Source organism: Rhodanobacter thiooxydans LCS2 (genome assembly GCF_000264375.1).
In the GTDB taxonomy this organism is placed as follows: Bacteria; Pseudomonadota; Gammaproteobacteria; order Xanthomonadales; family Rhodanobacteraceae; genus Rhodanobacter; species Rhodanobacter thiooxydans.
This window is the reverse complement of record NZ_AJXW01000003.1, coordinates 34,207-47,554: the sequence shown is the minus strand read 5'-3', so window position 1 is coordinate 47,554 and position 13,348 is coordinate 34,207. Positions and strand designations below refer to the sequence as shown.

Here is a 13,348-nt window from a genome sequence, read left to right as displayed (position 1 = left end):
GCGTCTCCGGTATCGGCAGGATTGCCTTGGACGGCATTGCAACCGGGGCGGCTTACGTGGGTCTTAAGGACCCGGGCAGCACGCGTCAGGTTTTCGACGGAGCCACCGTCGGCAACGCGACCGCCGCCACCGCCTGGTCCCGCCCCGCATGCTTGGCGTCGTACAAAGCGGCGTCCACGCGCCGGATCAGATCCTCGGCGCCGTCACCGAAAGCAGACTGCGCCACGCCAATGCTCACCGTAACCGCGCGGTACGGCCACGCAAAGCCGCGAAATGCGTCGAGAACACGTGCCGCCACTTCGCGGCCCCCGGCCACGTCGGTCTCCGGCAACAGCAGCACGAACTCCTCGCCGCCGTAGCGCGCGGCCATGTCCGCGGGCCGCAGCGCGGCACGCAGCAGATGGCCGGTGACGCGCAACACCTGGTCGCCGGCGAGGTGGCCGAAGTCGTCGTTGAAGGTCTTGAAGCAGTCCAGGTCGAGCATCAGCAGCGAGAACATCCGGTCATGCTCGCGCTGACTGCGCAGCAGGCAGGCCAGCACCTCGTCGAGCGCGCGCCGGTTAGCCAGCCCGGTCAGGATGTCCGTGCCCGCGTCGTTGCGCAGCAGGATGCTCTCGCGACGCTGGCGCTCGAGCTTGTCGAACAGGTTCGCCGCCCACCACACCAGCCCGGCCACCGCACCGCCGCTGAACAGGGCCATGAGCACGAAGGCCAGCGTTTCGGGCAGGCCCAGCCGGGATTGCAGCAGCTGGAACACGAACGCAAACACGGCTGGCAACAGCAGTGCTGGCAGCAGCAGGCGACGTGCCAGCACACCGCCCAGCGTATCTGCCGTGGCCAACCGGGTCAGCCCGAGGGTGGGGGTGGCGGATAGCCAGCCCAGTGTCGCCAGCAGCAACAGCAGCGCGGTGTGGATCGGCATCCGCCCGAACAGCATGTCGTTCCTGCCGGCCAGTGCAATGCTGTAGGAAGCCAGGCCGCTCATGGCGATCGCCAGCAGGCCCATGGCCAGCCCCTCGCGCAGGTACAGCCAGCGTCGAACCGGCAGCAACAGGCCCAGGCCGCCGAGCAGCACCAACCCCGCCGCGACCGGTTCGCCCATGCGCCCGGGCCACCGGCCGGACCCATGCGTCCGCGGACCGCCGAACATATGGTCGATGCCCAGATCGGTCATCCACAGGTATTCCACCAGCGTGACCGCGCCGATCGCCAGCACGGCCAGCGACAACCAGCGGCCGAAGCTCGACCGCCGTGGCGAGGAGTGCTGGCTAAGCAGCAGCGAACTGCCGGACAGCACAAAGCCGACCGCCGCGTTCGCCGTCATCGCGGTCTGACCGGGCCACATTGTGGTCAGCAGCGGCCGCTTGCACCACCAGCCGGCCAGCACGACCAGCGCCACCGCGCAGATCAGCAGGGCGACGGCACGCGAAAAGCGCAAGAACCCCTGCACAACGCCCAAGTCGTGATGGAAAAGCACGGTACTCATGGCGACCCCACCCATGCCGGGGATGCCTGTCGTCACCCCTTCACGGCAGTACGGCACGAGACACACCATGGCACAGTCGGCGGGGGCCCAGAATTGACGACGATCAACCCGGCGGCCGGGGTACCCTGCCAGAGTCTGCCCCCGGCCGTCCGCACGGCCCCACCCGCACCATCGAGGAACGCATGATCATCTACAGCTGCCACGGCGCCGCCAAGCAGGTTACCGGTTCCTGCCACCTGGTCACCTGCAACGACCGCCGCGTGCTGATCGACTGCGGCATGTTCCAGGGCAGCGACGAGGTCGAGCGCGCGAACGCCGAACCGTTCGGCTTCGACCCGGCCGGCATCGACGTGCTGCTGCTCACCCATGCCCACCTCGATCACTGCGGGAGGATTCCGTTGCTGGTGCGCCAGGGGTTCCGCGGACGCATCATCACCACCGCCGCCACCCGCGAGCTGGCGCGAGTGGTGATGCTGGACGCCGCCGGCCTGCAGGAAGAGGACGCGCGCCGCGCGCAGCGCAACAACCGCCGCGGCGAGGCGATTGCGCCGCCGCTGTACACGCTGGACGACGCGCTGCACGCATTGGACTTCTTCGGTGCCGATGTTGGCTACAACGAGACCGTGCAAGTCGTCGATGGCATCAGCGCACGCTTCCTCGACGCCGGCCACATCCTCGGCTCAGCCTCGATCCTGCTCGAGCTGGACGACGGCAAGCAGCAACGCCGCATGCTGTTCTCCGGCGACCTCGGCAACCCGGGCCGCCCGCTGCTGCGCGACCCGACGCCCGCGCCACCCGCCGACTATGTCGTGATGGAAAGCACCTATGGCGACCGTCCGCACCGCTCGGTGCCCGACTCGGTCGACGAGATGTACCGGGCCATCCGCGAGACGGTGAACCGGCGCGGCAACGTGGTGATCCCCACCTTCGCGCTGGAGCGCGCCCAGGAAATCCTCTACTACCTGCACCGCGGCATCGCTAGCGGCGCGATTCCGCAACACGTGCGGGTATTCCTGGATTCGCCGATGGCGATTTCCGCCACCGAGATCTTCCGCCGCCATCCGGAAGGCTTTGACGAGCGCTTCCTGGACGAGCTGCAGCACGGCGACCCGTTCGCCATGCCCGGTCTGCACTTCACCCGCGAGACGGCCGAGTCGATGGCAATCAACAACGTCGACGGCGGGGCGATCATCCTGGCCGGCTCGGGCATGTGCAACGGCGGCCGCGTGCGCCACCACCTCAAGCACAACCTGTGGCGCGAGCGCAGCAGTGTGGTGTTCGTCGGCTACGCCGCGGAAGGCACGCTGGCGCGGCGGATCATCGACGGGGCGGCCAGCGTGCGCGTGTTCAACGAGGAAATCCCGGTGCGCGCGCAGGTGTGGACGATCAACGGCTTCTCCGCCCACGCCGACCAGCCCTCGCTGCTGGCCTGGCTGGGCGAAGCGCCGCGGCGCAAGGTGTTCCTGGTGCACGGCGAGTACGAGCGCGGCATGCAGGTGATGCAGGAGGTGCTGGAAGCGCGCGGCGTCGCCGTCCAGCTGTCCGGGCTGCACGAGCCGATCAAGATCGACTGATGCCCGTTGGCGCGCTCCGATGTGCAGCGCCGGACGCCGTGGGCAGGCCGCGCCGCCGGCACGGCGGTCGCGGCGCGATCCGCCGGTCGGCGACATGCCTCGCAATTGACCAAGGTCAAGCGCGCGGGCCCAGACGCCCATAGACTGGATCCACCGCAACAGTGGATTCGACCAGAGGCGAAGGCGGCAGCCCCAACAGGACTTTGGGAGCAACTCACCATGAAGCGGATCATCTCCCCGCCCCTTCCCGCGCCTAACGCCCATGCCGGGAGGCCGGCGTCACCGTTCCATCACCACCCCACCTGCCGGCACCTGCTTCGCGCGATCCTGCGCGGCGCGCCGTTATTGCTGCTGGGCGCCTGGCTGGCGCTGCTGCCGACGCAAAGCGCGTCGGCGATGCCCGAGTTCGCGCGCCGCTACAACCTCAGCTGCGCCGCCTGCCATTCCGCCTTCCCGCGCCTCAACAAGTTCGGCGAGGTCTTCGTCAAGAACAACATGCGCCTGCCGAACTGGATGGAAACCGCCGACCAGCTCGGCGACGACCGGCTCGCGCTGCCCGACCACGTGCCGCTTGCCATCCGCGCCCAGGCTTACGTGCAGGCCCGCCAGGGCAAGGCGATCGATCCGGTCAGCGGCGCACGCCAGTCCGCGACGACGGATTTCCAGTCACCGTACCTGCTCAAGCTGCTGTCCAGCGCGCCGCTGAGCAAGGACATTACCTAATTACTTCTACGCGATCATGGCCGAGAAGGGCGGCAACGGCGAGATCGTGGTGGAGGACGCCTGGTTCCGCCAGGCCAACCTCTTCGGCAGCGGCATCGGCATGATGCTCGGCCAGTTCTCGCTGTCCGATGCGATGTTCCCGCGCGAGATCCGCCTACCGCATGGCCGGCATCACCTACGACCGCGGCGTGCAGTTCAACCGCGACGTCGGACCGTTCGGCATCACCCTGGGCTTCACCAACGGCAACGGCATCACCGACAACTTCAAGATCAACGGCACCGGGTACTCGCGCCCTGACCGGATGTTCGACAACGACAACTCCAAGACCACCTTTGCCCATGTCGCCACCGACATCGGACCGGTGGCCGTGGGGCTTTTCGGCGCCAGCGGCAAGCAGCGCGGCGCCGCCGGCCCGGCCGGCATGGACAAGAGCCGGCGCAATACCGACAAGCGCGTCGCCGGTCTCGATGCGTCCGGCGACGTCGGCGCCGACGCGCACTGGTACGCGCAATACCTGTGGAACGACTGGCGCGGTTTCCTGGACGCCGACCCGACGCGCAACTACCGCTGGAACGGCGGCTTCGCCGGCCTCGACTGGATTCCCAACGAGCGCTGGGCCTTTTCGGCGCTGTACAACTACGCCGGTGCCGGCGACTTCGCGCGCACCAACACCATCTATGAAGGCATCGCCATCAACAGCCTGAGCCTGACCGCGTCCCACTACTTCATGCGCAACGTCAAGGGCATCGTCGAGGTCAACGTCGACTTCAAGAACAGGACCAAACCGACCGGCCCCTACTTCACCGGCCACCTGAGCAGCGAGAACTACATCCTGTTCGGCTTCGACACCGCGTTCTGACATGCCGGCCCGCCTGTTCCCGATGCGCCCATGGGCCCACGCCGGCATGATGGTGCTGGCGCTCGCCGTCACCGCCAGCCTCCATGCGCAGGCGCTGCAGGTCGGCACGCTGCGGATCGAATCGACGCCTTCGGCGGCGGAGGTCGAGTTGATCAGCGGCAGGGCCGGCGTTACGCCGTTGACCGTCAACGAGCGCGACATCTACCCGAACAGCTATCCGGATGCGCGCGCCGATCGCTACGGCACGGTCACGCTGCGCCACGCCAACTGCGAGCCGCTGCACCACCGGGTGACGCTGGACGACCTCAAGCAGGGTCTGCATCTGCGCCTGGCCTGCACCGCCGCAGCACCCGCACCGCCGGCACGCCCGGCGCCAGCGGCAGTATCAACAGACCGCTTGCCCCCGGTCCCGGCACCAACCATGCCGCAGCGCCGGCTGCGCCAGCTGCAGGTGCTGCAGGAACTGCTGGACGAGGGGCTGATCAGCCCGGCCGAGGAACAGCGCGTGCGTCGACGGATTCTCCAGCTCGGCGACGACACCAAGGATTAGCCGCACCCGCACGCCGACGGTGCGTCGAAATCACGCGTCCGCTTGACCTGGGTCAGACGTGTGCGCAAATGCCACACCTAGTATTCACCCGCCTTGCACGCGAATCCCCCGAGTGGGGTTTCGGTGGTTCCTGTGCTATCCGACGAGGCTCGAACCCACTGGGGAAAATCGCACGACGCAACGGATCACCGATCTGACGCTTTCAGTGCTGGCCTGCGTGGCAGCCACTCTGTTGTCCTGGCCATTCTGGCGCAATTTCGAGTATTGGCCCGAATCGCATCTTGCATGGTGGATCTACTTCATCACCGGCTTCGTGCTGGCGGTGTACGTGTTCTACGTCTTCATCGGCAGCCTGCGCATCCTGTTCCTGCACGACACTCAGGAGCAGGCCGCCATCACCGTCAAGGACAAACTCTCATGAGCTGTGGAACCGGCGGTAGCAGCTGCGAGACGCCCCGGCGCCGGGGTGCATTTGTGGTGTTGGCCATCCTGGCCCTGATCTTCATCGTGTTGTCGATCTTCTCCTTCCTGAAGTCGCGTGGCCAGGTCACCCCGGACACGGTTTCCTTCGGCCCCTACCAGGCGGCCGATGGCAAGCGCGTGTTCCAGGCCTACAACTGCATGGGCTGCCACACCATGGTCGGCAACGGCGCCTATCTGGGGCCGGATCTCACTGAGGAATACAAGCACGCCGGGCCCGCCTGGCTGGCTGCATTCCTGCCATCGGCCGGTGGCTGGCCGACGACAGCGGCGGTACGTGCGCAGCTGCAGGACCCGAACCAGTCGGCCGACGCCGGCACGGACTCGATCGATGCCTATCTGAAGAAGTTCCCGGGCGCCGCCGAGCGCATCGAACGACGCGGCGGCGGCACCACGATGATGCCGAACCTGCCGCTGACCAAGGACGAGATCGGCCAGTTGATCGCCTACCTGAAGTACACCTCGGCGATGAATACCGAAGGCTGGCCACCGAAGGTGGAAGTGGACGGTTTCGACCGCCGCGTGCAGCTTGCGCACGGCGTCGTCGCCACCGCCCAGGCGGCTCCGGCCCCGACGACGGCGGCGCCGGTACCCGCCGCCGACCCCGTGGCGCACGGCGCGCAACTGGTCAAGGACAACGGCTGCGTGGCCTGTCACGCCGCCGACGACAAGAAGCTGGTCGGACCCGGCTGGGGCGGCCTGTACAACTCGAAGGTCAGCCTTGCCGATGGCAGCACGGTCACCGCCGACGACGCCTACCTGCGGGAATCGATACTCCAACCCAATGCGAAGATCGTGGCGGGTTACCCGACCGGCGTGATGCCCGCCTATGGCACCTTGCTCAAGGACGATGAAGTCAACGCCATCGTGGCCTACCTCCACTCCCTGGAGAAGCAGTGATGCAGATCGAATACCAGACCCAACGGCTGAGCATGCGTTTCTTCATGCTGATGCTGGTGCTGTTCATCATCCAGGTCGGTTACGGCCTGCTGCTGGCTACCCAGCAGGTGGATCCGACCGTGCTCGCCGGCACGGTGAACTTCAACGTCGCCCGCGCCGAGCACCTCAACCTCGGCATCCTGTGGATCCTGTGCGGCTTCATCGGCGCGATCCTGTTCGTCGGGCCGCTGCTGGCCAAACGCGAGATGGTCGCACCGTGGCTGATCAAGCTGCTGTTCTACGCGTTGATCGTGATCGCGCTGTGGAACTTCTTCACCCTGCGCCTGGCCCAGGTCGGCATTGCCGGCTGGTGGCAGGGGCAGCCGTGGCTGCAGCAGGGACTTGAGTACCTGGAGGCCGGGCGCATTGCCGGTGTGCTGGTGCTGGTCGGCTTCGCGATCCTCGCCTTCGTGGTGCTGCGCACCTTCCCGCCGGTGCGCCAGTGGAACGAGATCCACTGGGGCCTCGGCCTCGGTGTCAGTGCACTGATGGCGGTGTGGGTGTTCGGCCTGTTCTACGTGGAGCGACTGGACCTGCAGGAGTACTTCCGCTGGTTCGTGGTGCACTACTGGGTCGAGGGCGTGTGGGAAGTGATCCACATCACCCTGGTCGGCTTCCTGCTGGTGCTGATGTTCAAGGTCGACATCAAGTCGGTGGGCTTCGCGGTGTTCTGGGGCGTGATGCTGGTGTGGCTGTCCGGGCTGATCGGCAACGCGCACCACTATTTCTGGATCGGCACGCCGGAGTTCTGGCAGTTCTGGGGCTCGCTGTTCAGCGCGCTGGAACCGCTGCCACTGGTGTTCTGCTTCTGGCACATCTACCTCGATGCGCACGTCAACAAGCGTCCGCTGGAGAATGCGCCCGCGTTCTACTTCATCCTGGGCTCGGTGGTGCTGGAGCAGATCGGTGCGGGCATCCTGGGCTTCAGCATGACCTTCGCGCTGACCAACGTGTGGTCGCACGGCACCTGGGTCACGCCGGGGCATGGGCACCTGGCCCTGTTCGGCACCTTCGGCATGCTGGGCATCGCGGCTGCCTACTTCGCGGTGCCGATCATGCGCAAGGTCACCAACTACGACCAGCGACTGGGCAAGCTCGGCTTCTGGCTGGTGCTGACGGGCATGCTCGGCATGGCGTTCGCCTTCAACGTGGGCGGCACCGTGCAGATCTACGTCTACCGCATCCTCGGATTGGACTGGTTCGGTGGCGACGTCGCCCGCGCCATGGGCGTGTTCAAGCTGCTGCTGCCGCTGTTCGGCGTCGTCTTCACCATCGGGGCGCTGGTCGTGGCCTATGACCTGATCACGCTGGGGCGTCGTGTCAGCGTGCCGGCGGGCGCGGATGTGCACGGCGCTTCGGCTGACATCCACCCGGCCACCCGCTGGGGTCGCCCGCTGAGCGGCTTCGAAGCGGGCATCTGGTTGCTGATGATGTGGGTGTTCGGCGCGATCATCACGCTCAGCCTGCTCAGCTTCAACCTGCCGCGCGTGCGCGTGGCCGGCGACCCGACCCTGCCCTATCTGCTGGCCGGCGTCGGCTACCCGGGGCTGATGCTGGTGACCCTGCTGTTCGTATGGCGCTTCCTCGCCTCGATGGAGGCACGCGCGAACGTGGCAAGCACACCATCACTGTTGAGAGTGCTGCCCGCACAAGCCTGAACGCAGGCGGGTCCCTGGATACCGTGATGTGAAGCAACAAAAAAGGCCGTCGGGGGAAACCCCGGCGGCCTTTTTGCTGGTCCTCGGTCATCGAATTCCGCCTCATGCTCATGCCCGCCTGCGCCACCGCATCGACACCGGTCCTGGCACGCCGGCAGGCGCGACCTAGCGCATTGCGAAGAGCTCCTGGTGGAAACGCCGCTCCACCGGAAATCCGTGCCTGGCCAGGTCGCGCTTCAATGCCTCGCCAAAACCCACCGGCCCGCAGAACCAGATACTCGCCTCGCGCCATTCGGGCACGGCAGCCCGCATGCGTTCGCCCGTCAGGCGGCCGTCGCGTGCGTCAATCAGCACGTACAGCCGCACGTCGGCGGAGCGGGCGTCGCCCGCCAGCCGGTCGAGCGCTTCGTCATCGACATCCGCGGTGCTGTGGAAGAGATCGATCTTCTGGCCTTCGGGCCAATCCTGCACTTCCTTCTGCCAGGCCATGTGCTTCATGCACCCGATGAAGGGCGTGACGCCGATGCCGCCGCCGATCCAGATCTGGTGGACGCGGCCATCGTCGAACGTGAAGCACCCATAGGGACCCTCGACCCGCACCGCCTGTTCGACGCGAAGCTGCTCGTGTAGGCGGTGCGGGTGGTCGCCCAGATCCTTGACCACGAAGGTGATTTTGGAGGTTTCCTCCCACCAGACGGATGCGATGGTATAGGGGTGCGCCATCCGCGGCGGAGTCGCTCCACGGCCCGCCGACATCCCCGCGTTCGCCGTGTACCGCTCCCCCTGCAGACGCAGCTGATGCCGGCGGCATCTACGCACGGTTTCACAGCTTGTGAGGCGAACCGCTTCCTGTGGTCTTCTTCGATCGCGAGTCCGGTACACGCCCGGACTCGCTCACATGAAACATGTCTTGCGTGACTGTTTCATATCCGGCCGGCGGGCAACTGCTCCTGCGTTGCCTCAACTCGGGCATCGGGCAACTGCTCCTGCGTTGCCTCAACTCGGGCATCCATGCCCTCGCCATGGCCGGCCTGAGAAGTTGAAAAATTCACCACCTCTCACGCCGCCGGCCGGCCACGTCGCGGCAGCATGCGCAGCAAGGTGTTGTCCCGGCTCACGTAGTGGTGCGCCAGCGCAGCCGCCGCGTGGAGGCCAACCAGGTAGTAGCCCACCGTGCCGATCGTCTCGTGGAGCTCCTCCATCGAGTCGGCGAATGCCTTGTCCGGCCCCACCAGCGCCGGCCATTGCATGCCGAAGAACGGAATCGGCTTGCCCTCCGCGCTGAGCACCAGCCAGCCGAGCAGCGGCATCACGATCAGGAAGGCGTACAGCGCCAGGTGCATCAGCGCGGCCAGGCGCTCCTGCCACACCGGCAGTGCCGGCCGCACCGGCGGCCTGGCCCCGGACGCGAGGCGGATCGCCAGGCGCGCGAAGACCAGCACGAACACGCCGAGGCCCAACATGAAGTGCCAGCTCTTCAGCCCCTCGCGCAGCTCGCTTCCGCGCGGGTAGAACTCGCGCAGCTCGATGCAGGCATACACGGCAACCAGCAGCAGCAGCGTCAGCCAGTGCATGCCGATCATGAGCGCGCCGTAACGCTCCGAAGTGTTCTTCCAGTTCATGGCGACCTCTGCGGGTGAAGGTGGGCGACGCCGCCCCGCCAGCACGCGGGTCCGGGGCGTGCCGACAGCCTACGACGGCGCGCGCGTGCGCCATTTGACCGCAGTCAAATACGCGGAATTCGCATGTCACCGTGTTAACGTTCAAGCCTGCCCGGTCGCAAGCCGGTTCACAGGCGCCTTTCCCCCAGCTTTGCGAGGGCGTTGATGGTTTCTGAAGCCAACATATTCGACCTGAACCAGCTGCGGCGCAGTTGCTCCTCCTGTGCGCTGGGCGAGCTTTGCCTGCCCGCTGGCATCGACCGCACCGACCTGGACCGGCTGGACACCACGGTGCGCGACAAGCGCACGCTGGACCGCGGTGGCACACTGTACCGCGACGGCGACCCGTTCGAGGCGCTCTACGTGGTGCGCTCCGGCTCGCTCAAGACGTTCGTGCAGGACGAGAGCGGCGACGTGCAAATCCTGGGTTTCCACCTGCCCGGCGAAATTGTCGGTTTCGACGCACTGGCGCTGAACCGGCACGTCAGCCAGGCCGAGGCGCTGGAACGCAGCAGCATCTGCGAGCTGCCGTATGGCAGGATGCAGCAGGTCGTCAGCGAGGTGCCGGCGCTGCAGCGCCAGCTGATGCGGGTGATCAGCCGCGAGGTGATCGAGGAACACCGCCACCTGGTGATGATGGGCCGGCAGCAGGCGCAGGAGCAACTGGCGATCTTCCTGAAGAGCCTGGCCGACCGCTACCAGCGGTTGCAGCGCGACGGCATCGCGCTCTCGCTGCCGATGTCGCGCTACGACATCGCCAACTACCTCGGCCTGGCGGTCGAGACGGTCAGCCGCCTGTTCTCGCGGCTGGAGGAAATGGGCGTGCTCGAAGTCAACCGCAAGTCGGTGCGCATACTTCGCTCCGACCTGCTCGCCAGCCTCTGCCACAGCGGCACGACGTCGACGAAACGGCACGGCGCCGGTTGAGAAAACCGCAAATCGAACCGTCGCGGACCTGTACGACCCGGCGCTGCGCCGGCCGATGCCACGCGCGGCGGTTCGCTCGCCGGCACGCGGCGCGCACCTGCGTTCCTGCCGATTGACTGAAATCAACTCGGGCCGCCGCGAGCCGGCGTAGAACTCGATCACGCAAGCCGCCATGCCGCGATCGCCGTCCGCTCCAGCATGGGCACCAGCCACGATTCATCCGCCGCGGGAGCAGACCATGTCGCATGTCCGCCGTACCGAACCTACCCCCGCCTCCGCCGCACCGTTCGGCGCCATCGAGGGTACCCACTGGATCGAGACCCTGAACGACGGCAGCCCGGTACTGGTACGCCCGCTGCGCGCGGAGGATCGCCAGCGTGAAGCGGAGTTCATCGACCGCCTGTCGGAACAGGCCTGCCGTTTCCGCTTCCTCGGCCAGGTGAAAGAAGCCAGCCCGGCCCTGCTCGACCGCCTGATGGACGTGGATTACCGCGACCGCATGGCCTTCGTCGCACTCGCCCACGATGACGGCGAGTTGCGCCTGGTCGGCGTCAGCCGCTACAGCGCCAGCGGCGACGACAAGCAGTGCGAATGCGCGGTGACCGTGGCCGACGACTGGCGCCACCGCGGTCTGGCCGTGCTGCTGATGCGGCGGCTGATCGAGATCGCGCGCAAGAACGGATTCCGCCGCATGTTCTCCATCGACGCCGCCGCCAACGAATCGATGCGCGAGCTGGCCGCCTTCCTGGGCTTCCAGCGCCGGCTCGATCCGCAGGACGCCACCCAGGTCATCCACTCCCTCGAACTCTGAACACCGCCGAGGCCGGACCACCCGCCATGACAAGCACCGAAACCATGCCGCGCGTGACGCGGCCGGGCGACATCCTCGCGCTGGTGACCGACACCGCCCCGTGGAGTCCCGCCGCCGTCGCCGGCGTTGCCATCGCGGCGCGCTGGGGAGCCAACCTGACCGGCTGCTACGTCGACCCCGCGCTGCGCAAACTCGCCGGCAACGAAACCGGCGGCGAACCCACCGTGCTCGGCCTGCTGCTCGAACCGCGGGCCGAGCTGGCCGACGAGCACGCTGCGTTCGGCTCGTTCGCGCGCCATGCCGGCGTGCGCAACGCCGACTGGGTCGTGTCCCGCACCGGCATCACGCCCACCTTGCGCTGGCTCGGCGCGCGGCACGACCTGGCGGTGATCGAGCGTGACATGGTGCAGGCGTCCAGCCTGTTCGACATCCTCGGCGAAGCGATCCTCGACTGCCGCACACCCTGTCTGGTGCTGCCGCCGCGCTGGGCGGGCGAACTGCGCTTCGAGCGCATCGTGATCGGCTGCAACGGCAGCCTCGAGGCGATCCGCGCGATCCACTCCGCGCTGCCGTTCCTCAAGGTAGCGCGGCAAGCCACCCTGGTCGACGGCGATGTGCGCGACGGCGACCAGGGGCGCCCGCGCTTCGACCCGTTCGTCTACCTGCTGCGCCATGGCATCGTGGCCAGGCCCAGCTACGTGCGCGCCTCCTCCCCGATGGCCGGCGAGATCCTGCTGAAGGAAGTCGGCAACATCGACGCCGACCTGCTGGTGATGGGCGCCTACGGCCGCTCGCGCATGCGCGAGCGCGTGTTCGGCGGCGCCACCCGGCGCGTGCTGGAAGAAGCCACCATCCCGGTGCTGATGCAGCACTAGGGACGACCCACCCGGCGTGGGCGCGATGGCGGCGCCGCGGCATGGCGACGGCGACGCCGGGCCGTGGCGACCAGCGCGACCGCGGCAAGGCTGCCGAGCAGGGCGAGCAGCATGTCCTGCTGCGCGTCCCACGGATCGCCCTGCGTGCCTAGATAGGCCACGCCGAGATCGCCGCCAAAGTGCACCGCGGCAGCCCATTCGAACAACTCGTACAGGGCCGAGCTGGCGGTCATCAGGCCGACCGGCACCAGCCAGTGCCAGAGGCCGGGCAACCTCGTGCGTGCGGCCACCAGCTCCACCATCGCCGGCGTCACCAGCAGGCCGTAAGCGAAACGGACAGCGCGGTCGAAATGGTTGCGCGAGAGGCCCAGCGCCGCATCCAGCGAGAAGCCGCTCAGCACCGCGAACCAGCGGTCCCACGGCACTTCCGAATAGGTGTAGTGCGCGCCAATCTCGTGCAACAGCAGGAACACGAACAGCGCCGCATAACTGGCATCCGAAAAGCGCAGCCGGCGAAACCCCAGCACCAGCGCCAGCAGTGCCAGCAGCACCAGCACGTTCTCCATCAGCCAGTCCTGGCGGTAGCGCGGCGCGATGCCCAGCGCCACCGCCACGGCCAGGAAAACCGCCAGCAGCAGCAACGGGAATCGGCTGTTCGCCAGCGGCCGGCGTCGATCGTTCATGCCTGCAGTTCCGTCAGCGCTGCGCGTTGCGCCGATCATGCCATGCCGCCGGCGCGCCGCTGCGACAATTTGCGCGGCGCGCTGCCCGGGCCGTCTGACCTGCATCAAGATCAACCGAGCC

At 67.3% G+C, this 13,348-nt stretch carries 14 protein-coding genes; 10 read left to right on the top strand and 4 right to left on the bottom strand.

Translation table 11 applies throughout. The features are described from left to right. Positions 1–85: 85 nt before the first annotated feature. Complete coding sequence (locus UUA_RS00540; protein ID WP_039953313.1) at positions 86–1,486, bottom strand: GGDEF domain-containing protein; 1,401 nt, start codon at positions 1,484–1,486, stop codon at positions 86–88. Between the two features lie 182 nt (positions 1,487–1,668). Here UUA_RS00540 and UUA_RS00535 point away from each other — a divergent pair, with 182 nt between their 5' ends. The 7 genes from UUA_RS00535 to UUA_RS00510 all read left to right on the top strand — a co-directional run bounded on the left by UUA_RS00535 (position 1,669) and on the right by UUA_RS00510 (position 8,270). Then, entirely contained in the window at positions 1,669–3,060 is a 1,392-nt protein-coding gene (locus UUA_RS00535; protein ID WP_008433339.1) for an MBL fold metallo-hydrolase, read from the top strand. 6 nt (positions 3,061–3,066) lie between these two features. Beyond that, a complete protein-coding gene (locus UUA_RS19790) occupies positions 3,067–3,783 on the top strand; it encodes a hypothetical protein (RefSeq protein WP_153022831.1) in 717 nt (238 codons plus the stop codon). 161 nt (positions 3,784–3,944) lie between these two features. Next, entirely contained in the window at positions 3,945–4,643 is a 699-nt protein-coding gene (locus UUA_RS19785; RefSeq protein ID WP_167316974.1) for a hypothetical protein, read from the top strand. A 1-nt stretch (position 4,644) separates the two neighbouring features. Further along, positions 4,645–5,193, top strand: coding sequence for an SHOCT domain-containing protein (locus UUA_RS00525; RefSeq protein ID WP_008433337.1), 549 nt, complete (start codon positions 4,645–4,647; stop codon positions 5,191–5,193). Positions 5,194–5,425: 232 nt separating this feature from the next. Beyond that, positions 5,426–5,614, top strand: coding sequence for a hypothetical protein (locus tag UUA_RS19920; protein WP_238532986.1), 189 nt, complete (start codon positions 5,426–5,428; stop codon positions 5,612–5,614). A gap of 56 nt (positions 5,615–5,670) precedes the next feature. Further along, a complete protein-coding gene (locus UUA_RS00515) occupies positions 5,671–6,573 on the top strand; it encodes a c-type cytochrome (RefSeq protein ID WP_235605956.1) in 903 nt (300 codons plus the stop codon). Beyond that, positions 6,573–8,270: a cbb3-type cytochrome c oxidase subunit I gene (locus UUA_RS00510; RefSeq protein ID WP_008433332.1), complete on the top strand. Its 1,698-nt coding sequence runs from the start codon at positions 6,573–6,575 to the stop codon at positions 8,268–8,270. The genes UUA_RS00515 and UUA_RS00510 overlap by 1 nt, the downstream gene beginning before the upstream one ends. Before the next feature lie 165 nt (positions 8,271–8,435). On the opposite strand, the gene UUA_RS00505 is transcribed toward UUA_RS00510, so the two are convergent. After that, a complete protein-coding gene (locus tag UUA_RS00505; RefSeq protein WP_008433331.1) occupies positions 8,436–8,993 on the bottom strand; it encodes a ferredoxin reductase domain-containing protein in 558 nt (185 codons plus the stop codon). 335 nt (positions 8,994–9,328) lie between these two features. Continuing rightward, entirely contained in the window at positions 9,329–9,892 is a 564-nt protein-coding gene (locus tag UUA_RS00500) for a cytochrome b (protein ID WP_008433329.1), read from the bottom strand. Between the two features lie 204 nt (positions 9,893–10,096). Between UUA_RS00500 and UUA_RS00495 the strand changes: the two genes are divergently transcribed. The 3 genes from UUA_RS00495 (at position 10,097) to UUA_RS00485 (ending at position 12,544) form a co-directional block, all read left to right on the top strand. After that, the gene (locus UUA_RS00495; protein ID WP_008433327.1) at positions 10,097–10,858 is read left to right on the top strand and encodes a cyclic nucleotide-binding domain-containing protein; all 762 of its coding nucleotides are present in this window, start codon (positions 10,097–10,099) and stop codon (positions 10,856–10,858) included. A 238-nt stretch (positions 10,859–11,096) separates the two neighbouring features. Further along, on the top strand, positions 11,097–11,669 hold the full coding sequence (locus UUA_RS00490; RefSeq protein WP_008433326.1) for a GNAT family N-acetyltransferase: 573 nt from the start codon (positions 11,097–11,099) through the stop codon (positions 11,667–11,669). A 26-nt stretch (positions 11,670–11,695) separates the two neighbouring features. Further along, on the top strand, positions 11,696–12,544 hold the full coding sequence (locus tag UUA_RS00485; RefSeq protein ID WP_008433325.1) for a universal stress protein: 849 nt from the start codon (positions 11,696–11,698) through the stop codon (positions 12,542–12,544). On the opposite strand, the gene UUA_RS00480 is transcribed toward UUA_RS00485, so the two are convergent. Then, entirely contained in the window at positions 12,541–13,227 is a 687-nt protein-coding gene (locus UUA_RS00480; RefSeq protein ID WP_008433322.1) for a DUF2238 domain-containing protein, read from the bottom strand. The two genes, UUA_RS00485 and UUA_RS00480, sit on opposite strands and share 4 nt — an antisense overlap. Positions 13,228–13,348: the final 121 nt, after the last annotated feature.